The following is a 23,766-nucleotide window of genomic DNA, read 5'->3' on the forward strand; positions in this document are numbered from 1 at the left end:
TTAGTGGCCCGCCCCGCGGAACGCCGCATCGACGTCGGAGGTCGCCAGCACGCCGTAGATCGCGCCCTGCTCGTCGAGGAGGAGGTACTCGGCGGCGGGGGTGCGCATGAGGGCGCGCAGCAGCTCCTCCCCCGCCAGCCCGGCCGCCAGCGTCAGACCCGGGTCCAGGGTGCGGGCCACCGTGGAGGTGGCGACCCACGGCCGCCGCTCCTCCGGCGTCGCCAGCAGCGCCGCCTCGTGGACGATCCCCACCGGCGTACCGTCGCTGGCGACGGTCACGATGCTCCCGGCCTGGGCGTCCTGGGCGCGGCGCACCGCCTCGGCCAGCGGCAGCTCGCCCGGCACGGCGAGGGTGCGCCGGGCCAGGTCACGGGCCACCAGGTGCGGCATCGTACGGCGGAACCGTGACGCCGCGAGCGCGGCGCTCGCACCCGACCACAGGAACATGGCCACGATGAAGGCCAGCACGTAGTCGAGGATGTCGACGCCGTAGCCGAGCACCTCGGACTGGAAGGTCGGCCAGAACAGCGCCAGCACCGCGACGCCCCGACCCGTCCAGCCGGCGACGGTCGTGCCGAGGTGCGGCTTCCCGCTGACGCCCCAGACCACCGACTTCAGCACCCGACCACCGTCGAGCGGCAGGCCCGGGACCAGGTTGAGCACGCCGACCAGGAGGTTGGCCCCGGCGAGCCCCTCCACGGCCATGAGCAGCAGCCCCTCGAGCTCCACGGTGAGCCGCACCAGCAGCGCGACACCGCCGACCGCGAGCGACGTCAGCGGACCGACGACCGCGATCCAGAACTCCTCGCGGGCGCGCTTGGACTCGCCCTCGACGGCCGTCGCGCCGCCGAGGAAGTGCAGCGTGATCGACGCGACCGGGTAGCCGTAGTGCCGGGCGACGACCGCGTGCGACGCCTCGTGGAGCAGCACCGAGCCGTAGAGGATCACCGCGAAGGCGAAGCCGGCGACGTACTTCCACGCCCCCAGGCCCGGCGTCACCTGGTCCACGCGCGGTGCGACCAGGACCGCGATCAGGCCCGCGATGAGGAACCAGGAGCTCGAGACCAGCACATCGGCGCCGGCGACGCTCCCGACCCGGAGGGTGCCCGGCGGGCGCGGGGCACGGGGCGAGGCAGGCTCGGGGGATGACACGCAGCGAGGCTAGCCGACGGGCGGGAGCCGCTCGGCACGCGTGTCGGTGGCGTCACCTAGGGTGCAGGACATGACCACCTCGCCGGCCGACGCGCTCTCCACCCCGGTGGACGGCGTCGACGTGATCGGCGCGCTCTCCCCCAGCCGCGCGGGCGACTTCCTCACGTGTCCGCTGCTGTACCGCTTCCGCACGATCGACAAGCTCCCCGAGCCGCCGTCGGTGGATGCGGTGCGCGGCACGGTCGTGCACCGGGTGCTGGAGCAGCTGTTCGACCTGCCGGCCCCCGAGCGCACGGCCGGGCAGGCCAAGGGTCTTCTCGGACCGGCGTGGGAGGAGCTGCGGGAGACCGAGCCCGAGGTCGCGGCGCTCTTCGCCGACCCCGAGTCGCTCAGCGCCTGGCTGGAGACCTGCCGGGTCGTCATCGAGCGCTACTTCAGCCTGGAGGACCCCACTCGGCTCGAGCCCGCGGAGCGCGAGCTGTACGTCGAGGCGGTGCTGGACTCCAAGCTGCTGCTGCGCGGGTTCATCGACCGTCTCGACGTCGCACCGACCGGCGAGATCCGGATCAGCGACTACAAGACCGGCCGGTCGGTGAGCGAGGCGTTCGAGGCGAAGGCGCTGTTCCAGCTCAAGATCTACGCCCTGGTGCTGTGGCGCACCCGCGGCGTGGTGCCATCGATGCTGCAGCTGATCTACCTGGGCAACGGCGAGATCCTGCGCTACGAGCCGGATGCGGCGGACCTGATCGCCACCGAGCGGAAGGTCGACGCGATCTGGCAGGCCATCGAGCGTGCCCGCACCTCCGGCGACTGGCGGCCACGACGCAGCAGGCTGTGCTCGTGGTGCTCCCACCAGGCCCTGTGCCCCGAATTCGGCGGCACCCCGCCGCCGCTGCCGGACACCGCGGTGACGGAGTTGCCGGTCGTTGGTTGACTGACCACATGGACCTGATCGCTCCGCCGAAGGCCGCCGCCGGCGACAAAGTCGCGGTCGTCTCACCGTCGTTCGCCGCCCCCGGCTTCGCGCCTGCGGTGCACGAGCAGGCCATGGTCCGTCTGGCCGAGCTCACCGGCCTGGTCCCGGTGGAGTACCCCACGACCCGCAGACTGGACGCCTCGCCCGAGGACCGTGCCGCCGACCTCAACGCCGCCTTCGGCGATCCGTCGATCCGGGCGGTCCTGGCGTCGGTGGGCGGCGAGGACCAGATCACCGTGATTCCCCACCTGGACGCCACGTTGGTGCGCGCCGACCCGAAGCCGTTCCTCGGCTACAGCGACAACTCCAACCTCCTCAACTGGCTGTGGACCAACGGCGTCGCGGCCTTCCACGGCGGCTCCACGCAGGTGCACCTCGGACCGGGACCGTCGGTCGAGGACATCCACGTCGCCTCGCTGCGGGCGGCCCTGCTCACCGGAGGACGGCTGGAGATCACCGACCCGGGCGAGTCCGAGGACTTCGGGGTCGACTGGCTCGATCCGGCGGCCATGACCGCGAACGGCGAGCGTGAGCCCACCGACCCCTGGACCTGGGCCGGCCCGGCGCGGACGGTCACCGGACGCACGTGGGGTGGCTGTATCGAGGTCGTGCAGTGGTTCCTCACGGCGGGGCGGTTCCCGGCCGACCCGTCCGTGGTCGAAGGCGGCGTGCTGCTCGTGGAGAGCTCGGAGGAGGTCATCCCGGCGCGCGAGTTCGGCTGGATCCTGCGCTCCCTGGGCGAGCGCGGCATCCTCGCGGCGGTCGACGCCGTGGTCGTCTCCCGGCCGCCCGCCCACAGCCGGGAGCATCCGCGTCCTGTCGAGGAGCGGCGCGCCCACCGGGCGGAGCAGCGCGACATGGCGATCTCCACCGTGCAGCGCTACAACCCCGACGCCGTCGTGGTCGTCGGCGTCCCCTACGGCCACACCCGACCGCACTGGATCCTTCCGTACGGCGGGTTCATGACGGTGGACGGCGCTGCCCGGCGGGTCTGGGCCGACTACACCTGAGGCGCCGGTCGCGTCACCGCGCCAGGTTGAGCAGCACCGTCAGCAGCACCGAGAGCACGACCGAGATCAGGATCATCATCAGGCAACCGAACGCTCCGCCGAGCGGTCGCACACGCACAGGGCTCATGAGCCCTCCGTACCCGTGCGCGGCTCGCGTAACCGATTCGTAAAGACACACGGGCGCGCCCTACGTTGAGCGCGTCATGCCCTTCCTCGCCTCCTACCGTCGCATCCTGGCCGTGCCGGGGGCCGCGCTGTTCTCCGCCACCGGGCTGGTCGCCCGCCTCCCGATCTCCATGGTCGGGCTGGGGATCGTCCTGCTGGTGGAGTCCGCGACCGGGTCCTACGGCGTCGCCGGCGCGGTGTCGGCCTGCTACATGATCGCCAACGCCGTCCTCGCGATCTTCCAGGGCCGGTTGCTCGACCGACTCGGCCAGGCCCGCGTGATCGGGGTCGCGAGCATCCTCTTCGGCGTCGCGATGGTGGTGTTCGTGGTGGCGGTGCGCGCCGACTGGTCCAGCCTGGTGTCGTACGGCGCGGCCGCGGTCGCCGGCGCCTCGCTCCCCCAGGTGGGCTCCTCGGTGCGCGCCCGCTGGTCCTTCGTGCTGGAGACGCCGGCCGACAAGCAGACGGCGTTCGCCCTCGAGGCGGTCGTCGACGAGGCTGTCTTCATCGTCGGCCCGATCCTGGTCACCGTGCTCGCGACGACGGTCCACCCGGTGGCCGGCCTCGGCGCCGCGATCGTCGTGGGCGTGCTCGGCAGCGTCGCGTTCGCGGCGCAGCGCCGTACCGCGCCGCCCGTGCACGCGGTCCGGCGGCACCACGTCGACCGGCCCGCGATGCCGTGGCGCACCGTCGCGCCGCTCGTCGTGATCGCCGCCGCCCAGGGCGTGCTCTTCGGCGGGGCGGAGGTCACCACCGTCGCGTTCGCCGAGGAGCAGGGCAACGAGGGGTACGCCGGCGGCCTGCTCGCCCTCTGGGCGCTGGGCAGCCTCCTGGCCGGTGTGATGACCGGCGCGGTCACCTGGCGCGCCGGTGTCGCGACCCGGGTGCGCTGGGGCAGCGCCGCGATGGCGCTGACGATGGCCCCGCTGCTCTTCGTGGACTCCGTGCCGCTGATGGGCGTGGTCCTCCTGGCTGGCGGTCTGGCGATCGCACCGACCCTGATCGCCGCGATGTCCGCGATCGAGCAGAGCGTGCCGTCGGCGCGGCTGACCGAGGGCATGGCCGTGTTCCAGACCGGTCTGGTCGCCGGGGTGGCGCCGGGCGCGCTGCTCAGCGGCGTCGTCGTGGACCATCACGGCGCGTCGACGGCGTACCTCGTGAGCCTGCTGGCCGGCGTGGCCGCGGCGCTGGCCGCCCAGGCGCTGCCGCGCCGTCCGCGGGTCGACGCCCCGGGCGCCGTCAGCCGCGCGCCGCGAGGGAGTCGGTGAGCAGCGAGACCAGCGCCTCCAGCCGGACGTCGGCGGTCGTCGTCTCCTCCTCGGTGGCACCGTCCAGGGCGCGTGCCGCCAGCCCCGCCTTGCTGTCGATGAGGTCGGCGATCCGGGCGTCGATGGTCTGCGCGGCGATGATCCGCCAGGCCGTGACCGGCTCGGTCTGGCCGATGCGGTGCACCCGGTCGATGGCCTGGGTCTGCTCGGCGTTGGTCCACGACAGCTCCGAGAGCACGACGTTGGACGCGACCTGCAGGTTGATGCCGACGCCGGCCGCGGTCAGCGAGCACACGATCACGCCGACCTCGGGATCCTTGACGAACGCGTCGATCGCCTTGGTGCGCGCGGTCGCGGACTGGTCACCTCGGATCTCGGTGTAGCGGATGTCGCGCTTGGCGAAGACCTCGGCGGCGGTGTCCATGACGTCGAGGTGCTTGGCGAAGAACACGACCTTGCCGGCGCTGCGCACCAGCTGGGCGGCGTAGTCGGCGGCCAGCGCCGCCTTGGCGCGGCCGATGCGACGTACCATCGCGAAGACGTTGTCTCCGCTGGAGTCGTCCTCGGCGTCGGCCAGCTCCCAGCCGGCGACGCGGCGGACGAGCTCGTGGTCGATCCCGTCGACCTCGACGCCGCGGTGCTCGCGCCTGGCCTCGACGGCGGAGTCGTAGCGCTTGACCAGCCGCGCCGCCAGCTCGCGCTCGGCGTCACGGATGGAGCGGCTGTCGGCCTCGTCGAGCTCGACGGGCAGGTCGGCGATGCGTCGGGCGGGGATGTCGGCAGCGACGTCGACCTTCCGGCGCCGCACGATGCCCATGTCGACGACGGCCTGCCGGGCGGCCGGGTAGAACCCGAAGTCGGCCGGCGTCATGCCGTTCTCCTCGAGCTTGGCCATCAGCAGCGGCCCCGGCTTCTTCTCGTCGATCCAGCCGAGGAACTGCCAGATCGTGCGGAAGTCGTCGACGTCGTTGATGAGCGGCGTGCCGGTCAGCGCCATCATCAGCGGCCGGGCGACGCGCCGGCGGATCCGGTCGGCGATCTCGAGGACGTTCTGGGAGCGCTGGGACTTCTTGTTCTTGATGAAGTGCGCCTCGTCCACGATCATCCCGCGGAACCCGTGCTCGCCGATCCAGCCGACGTGCCGGTCGAGGATCTCGTAGTTGACGACGATGATGTCGGCGAACCCGTCGACGTCGAGGCCGTCGCCGTGCACGACGCTCACGGTCTTCGACGGCGTCCAGCGGGCGGCCTCGCGCGCCCAGTTGGTCTTGACGACGTTGGGGACGACCACGAGCAGCGGGTACGCCGCCGCGGCGTGCGCCGCGAGCAGCGACTGCGCCGTCTTGCCCAGGCCCGGCTCGTCGGCGAGCAGGAAGGTGCGGTGACCGTCGCCCACTGCGGCCACCAGGCGCGCCTGGTGGCCCATCAGCTCCAGTCCGGCCGGCAGCATCGCGGGACGCGGCTCGGGCAGGTCCATGCACGAGGAGACGCCGGGGGTGGCGTGCTCGAAGGAGTTCAGCAGCGGGCCGATCAGCTCCCAGCCCGCGAGTCGGTGCTCCTGGATGCGCGGCGGCGCCGCGCTGAAGTCGGGCACCATGAAGGGGTTCGCCAGCTGCGCGCGGATCACCGACTGCGGCACGACCTGCCGCTCGGAGCGTACGGCGGTCGCGCCGTTGCGGCGCGGCTCCACCGTGTCGGCCGACGGCTCGAGGCCGGCCGCCAGCTGCATCTCGCGCTTGAAGTGCCGGGTCGCCTCGGTCATCTCGGCGTCCTCGGCAAGGAGCGCGAACAGCGACGGCTCGCGCGCCGCGGTCTGGGCCAGGATCGTCGCGATGCCGTCGAGCCGCTTGAGCTGCGCGTCCCGCTCGGCATCGGTGAGTGACTCGTCGCCCTTCAGCCGCGCCCGCTCCTCGCGGACGAGGAGCGCGATGACCTGGAACCGCGCCCGCTCGACCCGGCCCTTCTGGACACCGGTCTCCACGGCGCGGACGGCCTTGGCGAGGACGGGGATGATGCCCTCGTTGTCCTGTGCGCGGCGCCGGTTCCTCTGCGGGCTCCGTGTGGACCCCGAACGGCGCTGACCCTGTGCGGCCAAGCGAACTCCTCCTGCGTCACCGGCCAGCGGTGACACGCACCCGACACGCACCACGCTGCGGTGCGTCGAACGGAACGATCCCGGCGCCGACTGTCTCGCTCGGGTCCTGGGACCCGGGGGTGTACCTGCACCGGGGCCCGACGGGAGCCGGGCTCACCCCCAGGGTAGCCCCGACGTCCCCGGATCGCGGCATCAGGGGCCGGATTGGCCCGAACAGGTCACGCCCCAGGTCAGAGCAGCAGCTCGCCGAGGTCCGCTGCTCCGAGCCCGGCCAGCGTGTCGCGGAAGACCCGCCGGGGCGCGGCGAGCACGGGCACGTGGTTCTCGACGACCAGCACGGTGCAGCCGGCGCTCTCCGCCGACTTCGCGCCGGTGTTGGAGTCCTCGATGGCGACGCAGTCGGAAGGCTCGACGCCGAGCGACGCGGCCGCCATGAGGTAGGGCTCGGGGTGCGGCTTGCCGAACTCCACCTGGTCGCCGGTCACCACGACCGAGAACGTCTCGGGCGGCAGCTGACGCAGGATGGGCGCGACGAACCGCTGCCACGACATGGTCACCAGCGCGCACCGCACCCCGGCCTCGTGCAGCGAGACCAGCAGCTCACGGGCGCCCGGTCGCCACGGCACCGCCTGCTCGACCCGCTCGACGACGCCGTCGAGGAGCATCTCGACGATCTCCTCGGGCGTGTGCTCCATGCCCATCCGGCTCTTGATGTAGCGGGCCGAGGTCAGCAGGTCGTTGCCGACGAGCTGGAGCGCGTCGGCGTGCGACCACTCGCCGCCGTACTTCTCCGCCATCGCGAACTCGGTCTCGATCCAGTACGGCTCGGTGTCGACGAGCGTGCCGTCCATGTCCCACAGGACGGCGGCAGGCAGCCGCCGACCGGCTTCGTGGTGCGGACCTGCAGGCTCACCAGTGAACGCGGTGTTCAGAATGCCCTCCGACAAGCTCCATGCGACGAACGGTGCGACTAGCGAGGCGACTATGCACCCCGCGTGCGCCGCTTGCCCCATCGGCGAGCATCCGCGCTACTTGGTGTCGGTGATCGTCAACGTCTCCTCAGCGGCGGCTCCGGCGTAGAGCGACGTCAGGATGTAGGCGGTTCCCGACGGGATGGTGCCGCTCTCGTTCGGAGACGCGGTCGCATACGCGGCGAGCTGAACGCAGTCTGCGTCGTACAGGTAGACGTCCGCGTCGACCGCGGTCGGCCCGGAGCTCAGCTGGAAGGCATGCTGGCCGTCACCGGCCTCGCCCTCCAGCACCGTCACGTGCCCGTCGGAGTCCTGGCTGGCGGGGGGAACGACGCAGGCGTTCTCGAGCTCGGTGCCGACGACGCCCGGGGAGACGAGGTTGCCAGGGTTGCCCGCAGCGATCGTGAACGTGTCGGTGACCGGGGCGTCCAGCGGCGGCGGGGGCGGTGGCGTGAGACCAGACACGCTGCTGCTGAAGACCTGGATGTCCCCGACCTGCACAGCGGTCATGGTGTCGCCCTGCGGCTCGTCCGCCCAGAACCGGATGTAGCCGGCCTTGGTCGGCGTCGGAAGCCGGAACCTCTTGTAGTGCAGGTCCGGGGCGACCGGCCGCGGCGTCTGGTAGCCGAAGGCGTTGGTGCCACCGACCGAGTGCGTCTTCCAGTTCACGCCGTCGGTGCTGGTCTGCAGCGTGAAGCTCTTCAGCCCTTCGAACCGGCTGTTGGTGTAGGCGCTGATCTGGACGGCGTCGATCACCGCCGGCGTGGCCAGCTTGATGATGGTGCTGGTGCCCTTGGTCGTCTTCCATGACGACGCCTCGGTGTCGTCCATCGCTGCACCTGCCCCGCCGGTCACCGCCGTGGCCCCGAAGGTCTTCGACGCGAGGTTCGGGGCCAGTGCGACGTTCTTGGTGACGGTCTTCCCCTTGGCGACGACGATGCCCTCGAGGGTGGTGGCGCCGAAGCCCGGGGCCTGCACGGTGAGGGGGTACGTCGCCTGGGTCGCGGTGATCCGGAAGCCGCCGGTCGGCCCGGTCGTGGCCACCGGGGTCGCACGCGCCTCGAAGCGCCCCAGCATGATCCGTGCGCCCTGGACGGGCTTGCCGGTGGAGGCGTTGTAGATCGTGCCGGTGATGGTGCCGTTCAGCTCGGGGTTGCGGTGGTCGAAGCCCGGCACGCCGTCGGTGTCGTTGCTACCGGTCGGGTCCGCGTCGGTCGTCGCGTTGCGGGCGGAGAGCCCCATGCCGCGCTGCGCGAAGACCGAGTAGACGGTGTCGACCAGCGTGTCGAAGTCGTCACGGGCGTGGTACCGGTTGTCGAGCGCGGTCATGATCGCGGTGCGCTCGTCGAGCATGGAGGGATTGTTGGGACTGAGCGGCATCGCGTCGGTCACGATGTGCTCGGCGATGTCGGAGCCGTCCTGCATCCCGTACTTGGCGCGGAGGGCCTTCGTCATCTGCCACAGGGTGGCGGTCCAGATCTCCCCGTCCGCGTGCACCTCCGGTCCGACCAGGTCGTAGCCGATGTCGCCGAACGTGGTGGGGTTGGCGTCGTAGGCCCAGTTCCGGATTCCGCGCACCTTGTTGCCGGTCACGTAGGCGCCGACCACCGAGTCGGTCTGGTAGCCCGCGCGGGTGAGGTGGTCGAGCGCGTACCAGTCGCCCCACCCCTCCCCCATGGATCCGGACTGGTGGGTGCCCAGCGAGCCATCCTCGGTGCCGACGTAGCGGTTCGACAGGCCGTGGGAGTACTCGTGCTGGATGACACCGGCGTCGAGGTCGCCGTCCGCGCACGGGCCTTCGAAGGCGTCGTTGATCGGCTCCCACAGGAACATGCCGCTCCACGGCGGGATGCCGTCGGGGAGAGTGAGCATGTAGGCGTTGTCGCGGCCGGTGTAGGTCGGGCTGCCTCCGGAGAGCGCTCCCGCCTGCGTCAGGCCCTGGATCGGGTCACCGCCCAGGCCACCGGTGCCGGCGCCGTCGGTGAGCTGGAAGTTGCCGCCCGACTCGGTGAAGCCGAGCCGGTAGTAGTCGTCGTGGATCCGGTTGTGCTGGTAGAAGAGGTTGGTGCTGGCAGCGTCCTGGTCCTGGGGATAGGACGTCGGGTCGCACTCGGACCGGCCCCAGTGGTCGGCGAACACGTAGTCGAACTGGCCGGTGGGGCTGATCGGCCGCGGCGCCTGGTCGGCGGGAACCAGGAAGTTCGACCAGTTGGCGTGCGCGTTGGCGTTGTTGCCGAAGGTGGTGATGCCGGTGCCCAGCAGCCCGGTGGGGTCGACGTAGCCTCCTGGCGATGCGTCGGTCGGGCCGAACGAGACGTGACGCGGCTGGCCACCGGCGGGCGCGCCGGGATAGTTGTCGTAGATGGTGCCGCCAGCCTCGTGGTCGACGAGGCTGGCCTGGTAGAGCTGCTTGCCGGTCTCGGCGTCCACGACGACCTCGTAGGCCTCGTCGAGCTTCTCGACGAACAGCACCGAGTACGCCGCGCGCGCACCTTCCGCTGTCGGGAACGCCGCCCTCTTGACGTAGGACGGCCCGGCGAAGGGTCCGCGGGCGAAGGTCTCGTAGCCGGCCGTCGTACCGGTCCTGGTCGCGATGAACGCCGCCGCTCCGGCGAGCGTGCCCGCCACGCCCTGCAGGGCCCGGGCAGCGGACAGCTCGAAGCTCCCCGCCAGGCCGCTGGAGCGGATGGTCTCGCCCGTGTAGCTGAGAACCGAGCCGTCCTTGCGAACCGCGACGCCGAGCGATCCGCCTCGCGTCGCAGCGACGCCGTCGAAGGTCTGGATGAACTGCACGACGTGCGTGCCGGTGCCCGGCAGCACGTGGTCGCGGCGCAGCCGCAGCGCCGCGATGTCGGCGGAGGTGAGGCCGAGCGCCTGCCGGTGCTGACCCAGCCACGCCCTCGCCACCTCGACCGCGCCGCCGGACGCAGGTCCGGACAACGTGTGGCGGATCGCCGGCGTGAGCGTCCGCGGAGTGCCGAACCGGCCGTCCCAGGTGGCGCGGGCGCCGGGGCTTGCCTCGATGATCGCAGCGACGGCGTCAGCCTGGCTGCGAGTCGGGCTCACCAGCGTCCCGTCCCGGGTATCGCTCGCGGTGCCGCCATCCGCGCCGTCACCAGCGGTGGCGAGGATGGGGGCGGGGTCCGTGACGGCCGATGCGCCGTTGGGGCACCCGAGGGCGGTGATGGCAGCGGCTGCTGTCGCAGCCGCCAGCACCTGCGTCGTACGGCGGTTCCGCATGGATCAGTCCTTCCCGAGACTGCGCATGCGGTCGAGCACCCACGCGCGTTGAACCCCTCAACGGCACAGCAGGTGCATGGTTACGCCGGGCCGACGGCATCACCCCACGATGCCCCGCGCGGCCGTTCCGCTCAGTCCTCCGGGTCGTAGCCGAGGTTGGGCGAGAGCCAGCGCTCCGCCTCGGCCAGGGTCCACCCCTTGCGCTCGGCGTAGTCGGCGACCTGGTCCCGACCGAGCCGGCCCACGACGAAGTACTGCGCCTCCGGGTGGCTGTAGTAGAGCCCCGAGACCGAGGCTCCCGGCCACATCGCCATCGACTCGGTGAGCTCGATGCCGGCGTTGGCCTGCACGTCGAGCAGCTCCCAGATCGTGCGCTTCTCGGTGTGGTCGGGGCAGGCCGGGTAGCCCGGTGCCGGCCGGATGCCGGTGTAGCGCTCGGCGATCAGGTCATCGTTGGTCAGGGACTCCCCCGGAGCGTGTCCCCAGAACTCGGTGCGGACCCGCTGGTGCAGCCGCTCCGCGAACGCCTCGGCCAGCCGGTCGGCCAGCGCCTCCAGCATGATGGCCGAGTAGTCGTCGAGGGCGTCCTTGAACGCCATGATCCGCTCGGGCAGTCCGATGCCGGCCGTCACGGCGAAGGCGCCGACCCAGTCGGCGCGGCCGGCTGCGGAGTCGACCGGGGCGACGTAGTCGGCCATCGAGCGGTTCGGGATGCCGTCGCGGTGCTGGCCCTGCTGGCGCAGCTGGTGGAGCACCGCTCGCGCGTCGGAGCGGTCCTCGCCGGCGTACACGACGACGTCCTCGCCGGTCGACGCGGCTGGGAACAGCCCGTAGACACCGTGGGCCGAGACCCACTTCTCCGCGACGATCCGGTCCAGCATCTCCTGCGCGTCGGCGTAGAGCTTCGACGCCGCCTCGCCCGTCGTGGGGTTGTGCAGGATGTCGGGGAACTTGCCCTTCATCTCCCAGGCGTTGAAGAACGGCTGCCAGTCGATGAACTCCCGCAGCTCGGCCAGGTCGTAGTCGCGGAGCACGTGCACGCCGGACGTGTGGGGAGCGGGCGGGACGTACGACGACCAGTCGATCGGCGTCGCGTTCGCCCGGGCCTGCTCGAAGCTGAGCTGGGGTCGCTCGGACTTCTGGGAGTGCCGGGCCCGCAGCGAGTCGTAGTCGGCCTTGATGTCGGCGAGCAGGGCCTTGCGCCGCTCGGGGTGGAGCAGCGCCGCCGCGGTCGGGACGGAGCGGGAGGCGTCCTTGACCCACACGACGGGGCCGTCGTAGGCACGGTCGATCTTCACCGCGGTGTGGGCGCGGCTGGTCGTGGCGCCGCCGATGAGCAGCGGGATCTCGAGGCCGGCGCGCTGCATCTCCCCGGCGAACGCGACCATCTCGTCCAGGGACGGGGTGATCAGGCCGGAGAGCCCGATCAGGTCGGCGCCGACCTCCTGGGCGGTGTCGAGGATCTTCTGGGCCGGCACCATCACGCCGAGGTCGATCACCTCGTAGTTGTTGCACTGCAGCACGACGCCGACGATGTTCTTGCCGATGTCGTGGACGTCGCCCTTCACGGTCGCCATGACGACCGTGCCGTTGGTCTCCTTCGCCGTGGCGAACTCGGGGTTGTCGAGCTTCTCCTGCTCGATGAACGGGATCAGGTAGGCGACCGCCTTCTTCATCACCCGGGCGCTCTTGACCACCTGCGGCAGGAACATCTTGCCGGCGCCGAACAGGTCGCCGACCACGTTCATGCCGTCCATGAGCGGGCCCTCGATGACCTCGATCGGCCGGCCGCCTCGTGCGGCGATCTCCTGCCGCAGCTCCTCGGTGTCGGCCTCGACGAAGGCGTCGAGGCCCTTGACCAGCGCGTGGGTGATCCGCTCGCCGACCGGCAGCTCCCGCCAGGCGTCGGCCTTCACGTCCTCCGCGGCGGCCGCCTTGTTGTGCGCCTCCGCGATCTCGAGCAGCCGCTCGGCGGCGTCGGGACGCCGGTTGAGGATGACGTCCTCGATCCGGTCCCGCAGCTCGGGGTCGATCTCGTCGTAGTTGACCAGCGCGCCCGCGTTGACGATGCCCATGTCGAGCCCGGCCGCGATGGCGTGGAAGAGAAAGACCGCGTGGATCGCCTCACGGACGGGGTTGTTGCCGCGGAAGGAGAACGACACGTTCGAGATGCCGCCCGAGACCGAGGCGTGCGGCAGGTTCTGCTTGATCCAGCGGGTCGCCTCGATGAAGTCCAGGCCGTACGACGCGTGCTCCTCGATCCCGGTCGCGACTGCGAAGACGTTGGGGTCGAAGATGATGTCGCAGGGGTCGAACCCCACCCGGTCCACCAGGATGTCGTAGGCGCGGCGGCAGATCTGCTGGCGACGTTCCAGGGAGTCGGCCTGGCCGTCCTCGTCGAAGGCCATGACGACCGCCGCGGCGCCGTACTTGCGGCACAGCCGCGCGTGCTCGACGAACGCCTCCTCACCCTCCTTGAGCGAGATGGAGTTGACGATCGGCTTGCCCTGGACCGTGCGCAGGCCCGCCTCGATGACCTCCCACTTGGAGGAGTCGATCATGAGCGGGACCCGGCTGATGTCGGGCTCGGAGGCGATGAGCTTGAGGAAGCGGTCCATGGCCGCGACCCCGTCGATCATGCCCTCGTCCATGTTGACGTCGATGACCTGCGCGCCGCTCTCGACCTGCTGCGCGGCCACGCTCAGGGCGGTGTCGTAGTCACCGGCCTTGATCAGGTTGCGGAACCGGGCGGAGCCGGTGATGTTGGTGCGCTCGCCGACGTTGACGAACAGGCTGTCCTCGGTGACCGTGAACGGCTCCAGGCCGGAGAGGCGCAGCGCGGGCTCCACGACCGGCGGCACCCGCCCGGCGGTGCCCGCGACGGCCTCGGCGATGGCCCCGATGTGGGCCGGCGTGGTGCCGCAGCAGCCGCCGACGAGGTTGACCAGACCGGCGTCGGCGAACTCCGCGATGATCGCGGCGGTCTCAGCCGCCGCCTCGTCGTACTCACCGAAGGCGTTGGGCAGCCCGGCGTTGGGGTAGCACGAGACGAACGTGTCGGCCACCCGGGCGAGCTCGGCGAGGTAGGGCCGCATCTCCTTCGCGCCCAGCGCGCAGTTGAGCCCGACGGCGAGCGGCCGGGCGTGTCGCACGGAGTTCCAGAAGGCCTCCGTGACCTGGCCGGACAGGGTGCGGCCGGACGCGTCGGTGATCGTGCCCGAGATGATCACCGGCCAACGCCGGCCGGTCTCCTCGAAGAGCGACTCGATGGCGAAGATCGCGGCCTTGGCGTTGAGGGTGTCGAAGATCGTCTCGATGATGAGCAGGTCCGCGCCGCCGTCCACCAGGCCGCGGGCCGCGGTGGTGTACGCCGCCACCAGCTGCTCGTAGGAGACGTTGCGAGCACCGGGGTCGTTGACGTCGGGGCTGATGCTGGCCGTGCGGGTGGTCGGTCCGAGCGCGCCCGCGACGTAGCGCGGTCGACCGTCGGCCGCGACCTCGTCGGCGATGCCGCGTGCGAGCCGGGCGGCCTCGAGGTTGAGCTCGTAGGCCAGCTCCTCCATGCCGTAGTCGGCCAGCGACACCGCGTTGGCGTTGAAGGTGTTGGTCTCGATGATGTCGGCGCCCGCGGCGAGGTACTCGCGGTGGATGTCGGCGATCAGGTGCGGCTGGGTCAGCGTCAGCAGGTCGTTGTTGCCCACCACGTCGCTGGGCCAGGCCTCCTTGTCGCGGAACCGCTCGCCGCGGTAGCCGGCCTCGTCGGGCCGGTCGCGCTGGATCGCAGTGCCCATCGCGCCGTCGATGACCAGGATCCGCTCGCGCAACGCCGCGGCCAGCTCCTCGGTCGCATCGGGCCGCCAGGCCTGGTGTCCAGCGTCGTTCACCACGTCACTCCTTCCGTCACGGAAGGCGTCCTTGGATCCGCCGGCCCGAAGGCACGGCACCAGCCGAGCGTGGCGGATGCCGCAGCACCCGTTGCAACGCCTCTCGGCTCAGTGAATCCTACGTGCCTCTCGGGCAGCCGGCGCATCGCGCCCGCATGCTGACCCCGCACGCTGGCGCCGCATGCTGACTCGGGCGCGACTAGGCTGGGAGGGTGATCGAGATCGAGGGCACCCACGAGCTGGTGGACCCCGTGGTCATCGCCGCCTTCGAGGGCTGGAACGACGCGGCCGACGCCGCCTCCGGCGTCATCGACCACCTGATGACGGTGTGGAACGCCCGCGTCGTCGGCGCGCTCGACCCCGAGGAGTTCTACGACTTCCAGGTGAACCGGCCCCAGGTCGGCACCGACGCCGAGGGGCATCGTCGGCTCACCTGGCCCACGACCCACGTCGCGATCGCCTCTCCCCCGGACCTGCACCGTGACGTCATCCTGATCCGGGGCATCGAGCCCAACATGCGGTGGCGACAGTTCTGCGCAGAGCTGCTGGCGGCGTGCGACCACCTCGGCGGCCAGCTCCTGGTCACGCTGGGCGCGCTGCTGGCCGACACCCCGCACACCCGTCCGATCCCGGTCAACGGCACCGCCACCGAGCCGGAGCTCGTCGACCGGCTGCGGCTGGAGCCGTCCAGCTACGAGGGTCCGACCGGCATCGTCGGCGTACTGCAGGACGCCTGCGTGCGCCTCGACGTCCCGGCGGTGTCCTACTGGGCGGCCGTGCCGCACTACGTCGCGCAGCCGCCGTGTCCCAAGGCCACGCTCGCGCTGATCGGTCAGCTCGAGGAGCTGCTGGAGGTCTCCATCCCGCTCGGAGAGCTCGCCGAGGACGCCCGCGCCTGGGAGCGCGGCGTCGACGAGCTGGCGGAGGAGGACGAGGACATCGCCGACTACGTCCGGGCGCTCGAGGAGACCCGCGACACCGCGGATCTGCCCGAGGCCTCCGGGGAGGCGATCGCGCGGGAGTTCGAGCGCTACCTCCGCCGCCGCTCCGACGAGAGCTGACCCGTCCGTCGAGTCCCGGGTCGTGGCCCCGCCAGTCCCGGGTTGTGGCCCCACGACCCGCCACTCAACGGGCCACAAGGCGGGTTTCGCGGGGCCAGGAGGCGGGACTCGACTCAGAGCTGCAGGCCGAGGGCGGCGTCGAGCAGGACGCCGATCGACGCGGCGGCGTGCGGGTCGCTCGCGTCCGCGAGACCGTCGGTGCCGAGCGTCGCGTCGACCCAGTCCTGGACCAGCTCAACCGCCGCCGGGGCGTCGAGGTCGCTCGCGAGCACCCCCAACACGTCCTCGACGACGGGCTCCGCCGGAGCACCGCGGCCCAGCGCCAGCGCCTTGCGCCACTGCCCGAGCGTGTCGACGGCGTCGAAGAGCTGCTCGTCGGTCCACTCCCAGTCCGAGCGGTAGTGGTGGCGCAGCAGCGCCAGCCGGATCGCCATCGGGTCGATGTCGCTGTTGCGCAGGGCGGAGACGAAGACGAGGTTGCCCTTGGACTTCGACATCTTCTCGCCGTCGTAGGCGACCATGCCGGCGTGGGCGTACATCCGCGCGAACGGCGTGCCGGGGTCGGCGACGTGGGCGTGGCCGGCGCACATCTCGTGGTGCGGGAAGACCAGGTCGGAGCCGCCTCCCTGGACGTCGAACCCGCCGCCCAGCTGGGTGCGGGCGATCGCGGCGCACTCGATGTGCCAGCCCGGCCGGCCCGGTCCCCAGGGGGACGGCCAGGACGGCTCGCCGGGCCGCTCGCCGCGCCACACCACGCAGTCGAGCGGGTCCCGCTTGCCGGGACGGTCCGGGTCGCCGCCGCGCTCGGGGTAGATCTCGAGCATCTGCTCGCGGGGGAAGCCGGACTCCTCGCCGAAGGCCGGGTCCGCCGTCACCGAGAAGTACAGGTCGGTCTCGACCTGGTAGACCGCACCGGCCGCCTCGAGCTTCTGGATCAGCTCGATCACGAGCGGGATGGACTCCACGGCACCGGTGTAGTGGTCCGGCGGCAGCACCCGCAGCGCGGTCATGTCCTGGCGGAACAGCTCGGTCTCGCGCTCGGCCAGCTCCACCCAGTCGATGCCAACCTTGGTGGCGCGCTCGAGCAGCGGGTCGTCGACGTCGGTCACGTTCTGGGCGTAGACCACCTCGTGGCCGGCGTTGCGCCAGGCGCGGTTGAGCAGGTCGAAGCCGACGTACGTCGCGGCGTGGCCCAGGTGGGTGGCGTCGTACGGCGTGATGCCGCAGACGTAGAGCCGCGCCGCGCCCTCGGGGGTCGTCGTGACCAGACGGCCGGTCGCGGTGTCGTGGAGCGCCACCTCCGGACCGGTCACGGGCAGCGAGGGGAACTCCGGAGCGGGCCACGCGTGCATGCGGGGAACTCTATCGGCGCGCTCTAGAAGGGTGGCCACGGGATCGCCGGCCACTCCCCGCTCGGGTGCGGAAGCACGCCGTCGGCCAGCAGCCGCTCGCACCGCACGGCGAGCGCCTCGATGTCCCCGACGGCGAGGTAGTCGGCCAGCGTGTCGCCCAGGTCGCCGTCCAGCGCGGCCCGCAGGCGGCGTACGACGGCCGCCTCCTCGTCCGTGAGCGGACTGCCCGCCCAGCCCCACAGGACGGTGCGGAGCTTGGGCTCGCGGTGCAGGGTGACGCCGTGGTCGATGCCGTAGCGGTGTCCGCCGCTGACCGGCAGGACGTGGCCACCCTTGCGGTCCGCGTTGTTGACCAGGACGTCGAAGACCGCGATCCGGCGCAGCTCGGCGGTGTCCTCGTGGACCAGCGAGACCGGCTCGTCGTCGGCGTCGAGGCCGTCGAAGACGTGCCGCCACCCCGGCGGGGTCGCCCCGGCCGGCACGATCGTCACCGGCTCGACGTCCTCCTCGACGGTGCACCAGCGCTGCACCATGCCGGTGCCGTGGGGGCCGTCGGCCAGCCAGGTCTCCGGCACGATGTCCCAGCCGGTGGCCTGCGAGACCAGGTAGGCCGCCACCTCGCGGTGGGCCAGGTTGCCGTCGGGGAAGTCCCACAGCGGCCGTTCCCCGCGGATGGGCTTGTAGACCACGGCCAGCGCCTCGTCGCCGTCCCTGGGCGCGATGGTCGCGAGGAAGGTCGCGTTCGAGGCCGGCATCACCCGCCCCTGCAGCACCAGCTCGGTCATCGGGCGCCCGTCAGTCACCGGCCGGGCTCACGGGTCACGGCGCTTGAAGCCGTTGGCCCGCGGGCAGAGGTGGCCGTCGGGATCGATCGGGCCGCCGCAGAAGGGGCACCCGGGCCGGCCGGCGTCGACGACACGCTGCGCGCGCGCGACGAACGCCCGCGCCTGGCCGGCGCCGAGTCGCACCAGCAGCATCTCGTCCGGCTCCGGGTCCTCGGCCAGCGCCTCCTCGAGCGCCTCCTCCAGCTCGGCCTCGGGGTCGAGCTCGAGCGCCTCCAGCTCGTCGGGCGTGATCACCTCGATCTCGATCAGCGGGAACACCTCGATGACGACCCGCTCATCGCGCGGGTCCCACGACAGTGTCATGGTGCCGGCGCGGAACTCCTCCTCGATCGGCTGGTCGAGCGGGGCGTCGTCGGACAGGCTCAGCGGCGCGACGGCGGGAACCACGGAGGCGGCGCTCCCCATCACCTCGTCGAGCAGCTCGTCGACGCGCTGGGCGAGCGCGGCCACCTGCTGCTTCTCCAGCGACACGCTCACCAGCCGGGTGCCGGCGCGGGCCTGGAGGAAGAACGTGCGGGAGCCGGGCTCGCCGACGGTCCCGGCCACGAAACGGTCGGGCTGGTCGAAGCGGTGGACGAGGGGCGGCATGGCTCCAGCCTAGGCAGGCTCGTCGGCGGGCCCGGCGCCACCACCGACCACGGCGTCGTCGGACCGGCGACGCCGCGCTCCTCGGCGGCGCTTCGGCGCGGCCGCGAGCCAGCCGAGGTCGCCGGCGTGGGTGTTGGTCGCCAGTACGTAGGGCCGGGACTCGGTGTAGCGCACGATCGAGATCGACGCGGGGTCGACGTGCAGCCGCTGGAACAGGTCCAGGTGCAGTCCGAGCGCGTCGGCGAGGACCGCCTTGATGATGTCGCCGTGGCTGACCACCGCCCATACCGCGTCCGGCCCGTGCTCGTCGGCGACGGCCGCGTCGTGCCGGCGTACGGCGGCCACCGCGCGCGCCTGCATGGCGGCCATCGACTCCCCGCCCGGGAAGGCGGCCGCCGAGGGCTGGCTCTGCACCACCCGCCACAGCGGCTCCTTCGCGAGCGTCGTCAGGCTCTGCCCCTGCCAGTCGCCGTAGTCGCACTCGGTGAGCGCCTTGTCGGTCAGCTGCGCCGGTGTACCGTCCTGCCGCGTCAGGATCTCCCGGGCGGTCTGGCGGCAGCGCACCAGCGGACTGGTCACCAGCCTCCGCAGCGGGACCGCCGCGAGTCTCTCGCCGGTCGCGGCGGCCTGCGTGCGGCCGGTCTCGTCGAGCCGCACGCCCGTCAGGCGGCCGGCCAGCATCCCCGACGCATTCGCCGTGGTGCGGCCGTGCCGCACGAGGATCACCGTCGCCATGCGCGTCAGCCTAACGACGGGCCCGGGCTGCCCTAGGTTGGACGGGTGATCGTCGACAGCGCGCTCTACCGCGACGGCGTCCGGGTCGCCGGCGGCGGCGACCCGCCGGACTACGCGACGCTGCGCGCGGGCGTGCGCCGCCCCGGCGACTTCGTGTGGCTCGGTCTCCACTCCCCCTCCGCCGATGAGCTGGCCGAGGTCGCCGACGCGTTCGGACTGCACCCGCTCGCCGTCGAGGACGCCGTGCACGCCCACCAGCGGCCGAAGCTGGAGCTGTACGGCGAGAGCCTGTTCCTGGTCCTCAAGACGCTCTGGTACGTCGACGACACCGACCAGGTCGAGACCGGCGAGGTCAACGTCTTCGTGGGCGCGGACTTCGTGGTGACCGTGCGTCACGGCGCCGGCAGTGCCCTCGAGCCCGCTCGGCTCGCGCTGGAGGCCGACCCGCGCCTGGCCGCGCAGGGGCCGTCCGCCGTCGTGCACGCCGTCGCCGACCGGGTGGTTGACGGCTATCTCGGCGTCGTCGCCGAGCTCCAGACCGACGTCGACGAGGTGGAGACGTCGGTCTTCTCCGGGCTGCGCACCCGCGACTCGGCACGGATCTACACCCTCAAGCGCGAGCTCGCGGAGGTACGCCGGGCCGTCCAGCCCCTGCGCGAGCCGGTCCGCCGGCTCGCCGGCGGGCAGATCGCGCTCGTTGACGGCGATATCGAGCCGTTCTTCCGCGACGTTCTGGACCACCTCACCCGCGCCGCCGAGGACGTCGACACCATGGAGGCCCTGCTCTCCTCGGCGTTCGAGGCGCACCTGGCGCAGATCTCGGTCCAGCAGAACGACGACATGCGCAAGATCTCCGCCGGCGCGGCGCTGGTCGTCGTACCCACCCTCATCGCCGGCGTCTACGGCATGAACTTCCGGCACATGCCGGAGCTGGAGTGGACCCTCGGCTACCCGTTCGCGCTGCTGCTGATGGCGTCGGTCGTGGCTGGGCTCTGGGTGTTCTTCAAGAGGTCCGGCTGGCTCTGACCGGGCCATCACGGGCGGCCGCCGTCGCCCGCAAACTGTCACGGTGACACCTGCAAACTGTCACGGTGACAGTTGGCGTCGAGGGTGACGGTTCAAAGTGTCACCCGTGACGCGAAAGGTCACGGTGACAGTTTGCGAGCCGGGCTCGGGCAGGCGACTCAGGCCGTGAGCACGCCGGCGGCGACCAGCAGCAGCGTCGCGCCGCCGAGCAGCACGCGGTAGAGCACGAACGGCGTGAAGGACTTCGTGGCGACGTAGCGCAGCAGCCAGGCGATGGCGGCGTACCCGACGACGAACGAGACGACCGTGGCGAGCAACGTCGGTCCCCAGCCGTAGTCGTTGTGACCGTGCGGGATCTCCTTGAGCTCGAAGATGCCCGCGCCGATGACGGCGGGGATCGCGAGCAGGAAGGCGTAGCGGGTCGCGGTCGCACGCTCGTAGCCGAGCGCGCGGCCCATCGAGATCGTCGCGCCGGAGCGGGACACGCCCGGGACCAGCGCGGCGGCCTGGGCCAGGCCCATGAGCACCGCGTCGCGCAGGCTGAGGTTCTTCAGGCTCTTGCGCTGGCCACCGAAGCGGTCGGCGAGACCGAGGACGACGCCGAGGACGATCAGCGTGGTACCGATGACCCACAGGTTGCGGAAGTCGGACTCGATGACGTCCTTGAGCAGGATGCCGAGGATCACGATGGGCAGCGACCCGACGATGATGTACCAGCCCATCCGGGCGTCGAGCTGACCGCGGAGCTCGGCGCGGAACAGGCTGCGGACCCAGGTGGAGCCGATCCGCCAGATGTCCTTCCAGAAGTACAGCAGCACCGCCAGCTCGGTGCCGATCTGGATCACCGCCGTGAACGCAGCGCCCGGATCACCCCAGCCGAACAGCTCCGGGAAGATCCGCAGATGCGCGCTGGAGGAGATCGGGAGGAACTCCGTCAGCCCCTGGATGAGGCCGAGGACGATCGCTTCCAGGTAGTTCATGCCAGGCGCTTTCCGGTCGTTCGGTCACGGCGCCGCACACGCTACACAGGCGCACAGTCGCCAGCCGCCGTACCCACGCCCGGCGAGCCGAGGCCGGCACACGCCGTTGGTGGGGCTATCTTCTGGCGCATGCAGGAACGCTCCGTCGGCGCCACCGGCCTGTCCGTCTCCCGGCTCGGCCTCGGCACGATGACGTGGGGCCGCGACACCGACGAGCACGAGGCCCGCGACCAGCTCATCGCCTTCGCCGAGGCCGGCGGCACGCTGGTGGACACCGCGGCGGCGTACGGCGGGGGCGCGTCCGAGGAGCTGCTGGGCTCCCTGATCGGCGATGTGATGGCGCGCGACGAGCTGGTGCTGGCGACCAAGGCCGGCATCTCGGCCCGCCGTGGCGGTCGCACCCACAACACCTCCCGCGGCCACCTTCTCGCCACCCTCGACGCGTCGCTGCAGCGGCTCGGCACCGACCACGTGGACCTGTGGCAGGTCCACGTCTGGTCCGACGAGGCGCCGCTCGAGGAGACCCTGTCCGCGCTCGACCAGGCGGTGACGAGCGGCCGGGCGTCCTACGTCGGCATCTCCAACTACACCGGCTGGCAGACCGCCTGGGCCGCCTCGTGGCAGCGGGCGGTGCCGGGCCGGACGCCGCTGGCCTCCACGCAGGTGGAGTACTCGCTGCTCAACCGCGCTGTCGAGGCCGAGGTGCTGCCGGCCTGCGCCGCGCTGGGGCTCGGGGTCTTCCCGTGGTCGCCGCTGGGTCGTGGCGTGCTGACCGGCAAGTACCGCACCGGGACGCCGGCCGACTCCCGCGCCGCCTCCAACCACTTCTCGGGTTTCGTCGGCGCCTACCTCACCGAACGCTCGGCGGGCGTCGTGGAGGCGGTGGCCCGAGCGGCCGACGGCCTGGGCTGGACGCCGCTGCAGGTGGCGCTGGTCTGGCTGCGTGACCGTCCCGGCGTCACCGCTCCGATCGTGGGCGCCCGCACCGCCGCGCAGCTGCGCGACTCGCTGGCCACCGACGAGCTGACGCTGCCCGACGAGATCGCCGACGCTCTCGACGACGTGTCGGCCGAGTAGCTGAACTAGCTGGACTAGCTCGAGGAGCAGGAGGAGCCATGGCCCGGGCCGACCGCCGACCACCCGCTGCCGGGGTGGAGTGGGAGTTCGACAAGGTCACCTTCACCCGCGAGCTGCCCCGCGGCGTCGTCACGAAGCTGCTCGTCGAGCGCGCCGAGCACGGCGGGTGGGAGCTGGACCGGGTCCGGATCACCCCCGACGGCCTGCGCAGGGTCGTGCTGCGCCGCAAGATCATCCGCGCCGTGCGCACCGCCTGAGAGGCAACGCACACCCACCACAGCACGGCGTCCACTACGGTGGGCGGGACCACCTGCCGCCGGAACGCAGGAGCACTGCCGCATGCCCGAACTGACCGCGCCCCCCGGGGGACGCTCGTCGGCGTCCGCCGCGGGTCTGCGGTGGCACGACGGCGCGGCAGTGGGCGTGCTGGCCATCGCGGCGGTCTGCACCCTCGCGGGTCTGGTGGGCGACGATCCTGCGACCGCCGTCCTCGCCCACGCCGCCGCTGGCCTGGCCGCCATCACCCTCACCTGGCTGGTCGTACGGCGGCTGCAGCGCACCAGCGTCCGCCTGCTGATGGTCTGGCCGCTGCTCGTGGTGGGCTGCGTGGCGCTCGGCTCGGCGCTGGTCCCTCATGCGGCGACGCTGACCCTCCAGGTGCTGACGCTCGCCTTCCTCTTCGTGGGCCTGACCCAGGCGCGCGGCGCCTCGCTCCCGCTGCTCCCCGCGGCACTGCTCGCCCAGTGGCTGGTCATCGACCTGCCGCCGGAGGACGCGGCCGTGCGGATGTCGATCGCCGCGTGCGTGTGGACGGCGGTGGCGGAGCTGTCGGCCTGGCTCACCAGCGCCCTGCGGGCGGCCCGGCAGGAGCTCGCCCTGCAGGCCGCGACCGACCCGCTCACCGGGCTCGCCAACCGGCGCTCGTGGGAGCCGCGGGTCGACGTGCTGCTCCGCGAGGCCCGCAGCTCCGGGCGCCCGCTCACGCTGCTGATCGCGGACCTGGACCACTTCAAGGCCTACAACGACCAGTACGGCCACCTGGCCGGCGACGAGCTGCTCCGTTGCTTCGCCGGTGGCCTGGGCTCGCTGCTCCCGGCGACGGCCGCGCCGGCCCGGTGGGGCGGCGAGGAGTTCGTCGTCGCGCTTCCCGACCTCTCGGGCGCCGAGGCGCACGCCGTCGCCGAGCGGATCCGCACCAGCGTGCCGGACCGGCAGAGCTGCTCGATCGGCCTGGCGACCTCGCAGGCCGATGACACGGTGCTGAGTCTCCTCGGCCGCGCCGACGCCGCCCTGTACCGCGCCAAGGACCGGGGCCGCGACCGCGTCGAGGCGGCCTGAGCG

At 72.0% G+C, this 23,766-nt stretch carries 18 protein-coding genes; 8 read left to right on the forward strand and 10 right to left on the reverse strand.

The genetic code is table 11. The features are described from left to right. Complete coding sequence (locus tag VGE38_RS13175) at positions 1-1,152, reverse strand: site-2 protease family protein (RefSeq protein WP_331143001.1); 1,152 nt, start codon at positions 1,150-1,152, stop codon at positions 1-3. 70 nt (positions 1,153-1,222) lie between these two features. Between VGE38_RS13175 and VGE38_RS13180 the strand changes: the two genes are divergently transcribed. The 3 genes from VGE38_RS13180 to VGE38_RS13190 all read left to right on the forward strand — a co-directional run bounded on the left by VGE38_RS13180 (position 1,223) and on the right by VGE38_RS13190 (position 4,571). Continuing rightward, on the forward strand, positions 1,223-2,086 hold the full coding sequence (locus tag VGE38_RS13180; protein ID WP_331143002.1) for a RecB family exonuclease: 864 nt from the start codon (positions 1,223-1,225) through the stop codon (positions 2,084-2,086). Positions 2,087-2,094: 8 nt separating this feature from the next. Continuing rightward, positions 2,095-3,138, forward strand: coding sequence for a S66 family peptidase (locus VGE38_RS13185; RefSeq protein ID WP_331143003.1), 1,044 nt, complete (start codon positions 2,095-2,097; stop codon positions 3,136-3,138). A gap of 203 nt (positions 3,139-3,341) precedes the next feature. After that, positions 3,342-4,571 (forward strand): MFS transporter, encoded by a 1,230-nt coding sequence (locus VGE38_RS13190; RefSeq protein WP_331143004.1) that lies wholly within the window; start codon positions 3,342-3,344, stop codon positions 4,569-4,571. Here VGE38_RS13190 and VGE38_RS13195 read toward each other — a convergent pair. The 4 genes from VGE38_RS13195 to metH form a co-directional block, all read right to left on the reverse strand. Continuing rightward, complete coding sequence (locus VGE38_RS13195; RefSeq protein WP_331143005.1) at positions 4,543-6,666, reverse strand: DEAD/DEAH box helicase; 2,124 nt, start codon at positions 6,664-6,666, stop codon at positions 4,543-4,545. The genes VGE38_RS13190 and VGE38_RS13195 overlap by 29 nt on opposite strands. 230 nt (positions 6,667-6,896) lie before the next feature. Further along, positions 6,897-7,601: an HAD family hydrolase gene (locus VGE38_RS13200; RefSeq protein WP_331143049.1), complete on the reverse strand. Its 705-nt coding sequence runs from the start codon at positions 7,599-7,601 to the stop codon at positions 6,897-6,899. Between the two features lie 93 nt (positions 7,602-7,694). Then, positions 7,695-10,877 (reverse strand): M36 family metallopeptidase, encoded by a 3,183-nt coding sequence (locus VGE38_RS13205; RefSeq protein ID WP_331143006.1) that lies wholly within the window; start codon positions 10,875-10,877, stop codon positions 7,695-7,697. 131 nt (positions 10,878-11,008) lie between these two features. Then, positions 11,009-14,761, reverse strand: a complete 3,753-nt coding sequence (gene metH / locus VGE38_RS13210) for a methionine synthase (RefSeq protein WP_331143007.1) — start codon at positions 14,759-14,761, stop codon at positions 11,009-11,011. A 212-nt stretch (positions 14,762-14,973) separates the two neighbouring features. Here metH and VGE38_RS13215 point away from each other — a divergent pair, with 212 nt between their 5' ends. After that, positions 14,974-15,822 carry a PAC2 family protein gene (locus tag VGE38_RS13215; RefSeq protein ID WP_331143008.1) on the forward strand — a complete coding sequence of 283 codons (849 nt, stop codon included), beginning with the start codon at positions 14,974-14,976 and terminating at the stop codon, positions 15,820-15,822. Positions 15,823-15,935: 113 nt separating this feature from the next. On the opposite strand, the gene mshC is transcribed toward VGE38_RS13215, so the two are convergent. The 4 genes from mshC to VGE38_RS13235 are packed head-to-tail and all read right to left on the reverse strand — an operon-like array spanning position 15,936 to position 19,342. Further along, positions 15,936-17,174, reverse strand: a complete 1,239-nt coding sequence (gene mshC / locus VGE38_RS13220; RefSeq protein ID WP_331143009.1) for a cysteine--1-D-myo-inosityl 2-amino-2-deoxy-alpha-D-glucopyranoside ligase — start codon at positions 17,172-17,174, stop codon at positions 15,936-15,938. 23 nt (positions 17,175-17,197) lie between these two features. Then, positions 17,198-17,959, reverse strand: coding sequence for an Rv2133c family protein (locus VGE38_RS13225; RefSeq protein ID WP_331143010.1), 762 nt, complete (start codon positions 17,957-17,959; stop codon positions 17,198-17,200). 27 nt (positions 17,960-17,986) lie between these two features. Next, the gene (locus tag VGE38_RS13230) at positions 17,987-18,607 is read right to left on the reverse strand and encodes an Rv2134c family protein (RefSeq protein WP_331143011.1); all 621 of its coding nucleotides are present in this window, start codon (positions 18,605-18,607) and stop codon (positions 17,987-17,989) included. A 9-nt stretch (positions 18,608-18,616) separates the two neighbouring features. Then, positions 18,617-19,342: an Rv2135c family putative phosphatase gene (locus VGE38_RS13235; RefSeq protein WP_331143012.1), complete on the reverse strand. Its 726-nt coding sequence runs from the start codon at positions 19,340-19,342 to the stop codon at positions 18,617-18,619. 45 nt (positions 19,343-19,387) lie between these two features. On the opposite strand from VGE38_RS13235, the gene VGE38_RS13240 reads away from it, so the two are divergent. Next, positions 19,388-20,368: a magnesium and cobalt transport protein CorA gene (locus VGE38_RS13240; RefSeq protein WP_331143013.1), complete on the forward strand. Its 981-nt coding sequence runs from the start codon at positions 19,388-19,390 to the stop codon at positions 20,366-20,368. A gap of 158 nt (positions 20,369-20,526) precedes the next feature. On the opposite strand, the gene VGE38_RS13245 is transcribed toward VGE38_RS13240, so the two are convergent. Beyond that, a complete protein-coding gene (locus tag VGE38_RS13245; RefSeq protein WP_331143014.1) occupies positions 20,527-21,348 on the reverse strand; it encodes an undecaprenyl-diphosphate phosphatase in 822 nt (273 codons plus the stop codon). A gap of 129 nt (positions 21,349-21,477) precedes the next feature. Here VGE38_RS13245 and VGE38_RS13250 point away from each other — a divergent pair, with 129 nt between their 5' ends. From VGE38_RS13250 to VGE38_RS13260, 3 genes are all read left to right on the forward strand, one after another. After that, positions 21,478-22,425: an aldo/keto reductase gene (locus VGE38_RS13250; RefSeq protein WP_331143015.1), complete on the forward strand. Its 948-nt coding sequence runs from the start codon at positions 21,478-21,480 to the stop codon at positions 22,423-22,425. Positions 22,426-22,463: 38 nt separating this feature from the next. Next, positions 22,464-22,682 (forward strand): DUF5703 family protein, encoded by a 219-nt coding sequence (locus VGE38_RS13255; RefSeq protein WP_331143016.1) that lies wholly within the window; start codon positions 22,464-22,466, stop codon positions 22,680-22,682. 82 nt (positions 22,683-22,764) lie between these two features. Beyond that, positions 22,765-23,763, forward strand: a complete 999-nt coding sequence (locus VGE38_RS13260; RefSeq protein ID WP_331143017.1) for a GGDEF domain-containing protein — start codon at positions 22,765-22,767, stop codon at positions 23,761-23,763. Positions 23,764-23,766: the final 3 nt, after the last annotated feature.

It is taken from the genome of Nocardioides sp., assembly GCF_036405735.1.
Lineage (GTDB): Bacteria > Actinomycetota > Actinomycetes > Propionibacteriales > Nocardioidaceae > Nocardioides.

Coding starts and splice junctions, on each gene's coding strand:
- VGE38_RS13230 (WP_331143011.1), bottom strand. CDS start 18,607: ATGCCGCCCCTCGTCCACCGCTTCGACCAGCCCGACCGTTTCGTGGCC.
- VGE38_RS13190 (WP_331143004.1), top strand. CDS start 3,342: ATGCCCTTCCTCGCCTCCTACCGTCGCATCCTGGCCGTGCCGGGGGCC.
- VGE38_RS13260 (WP_331143017.1), top strand. CDS start 22,765: ATGCCCGAACTGACCGCGCCCCCCGGGGGACGCTCGTCGGCGTCCGCC.
- VGE38_RS13225 (WP_331143010.1), bottom strand. CDS start 17,959: ATGACCGAGCTGGTGCTGCAGGGGCGGGTGATGCCGGCCTCGAACGCG.
- VGE38_RS13205 (WP_331143006.1), bottom strand. CDS start 10,877: ATGCGGAACCGCCGTACGACGCAGGTGCTGGCGGCTGCGACAGCAGCC.
- VGE38_RS13185 (WP_331143003.1), top strand. CDS start 2,095: ATGGACCTGATCGCTCCGCCGAAGGCCGCCGCCGGCGACAAAGTCGCG.
- VGE38_RS13250 (WP_331143015.1), top strand. CDS start 21,478: ATGCAGGAACGCTCCGTCGGCGCCACCGGCCTGTCCGTCTCCCGGCTC.
- mshC (WP_331143009.1), bottom strand. CDS start 17,174: ATGCACGCGTGGCCCGCTCCGGAGTTCCCCTCGCTGCCCGTGACCGGT.
- VGE38_RS13255 (WP_331143016.1), top strand. CDS start 22,464: ATGGCCCGGGCCGACCGCCGACCACCCGCTGCCGGGGTGGAGTGGGAG.
- VGE38_RS13180 (WP_331143002.1), top strand. CDS start 1,223: ATGACCACCTCGCCGGCCGACGCGCTCTCCACCCCGGTGGACGGCGTC.
- VGE38_RS13235 (WP_331143012.1), bottom strand. CDS start 19,342: ATGGCGACGGTGATCCTCGTGCGGCACGGCCGCACCACGGCGAATGCG.
- VGE38_RS13245 (WP_331143014.1), bottom strand. CDS start 21,348: ATGAACTACCTGGAAGCGATCGTCCTCGGCCTCATCCAGGGGCTGACG.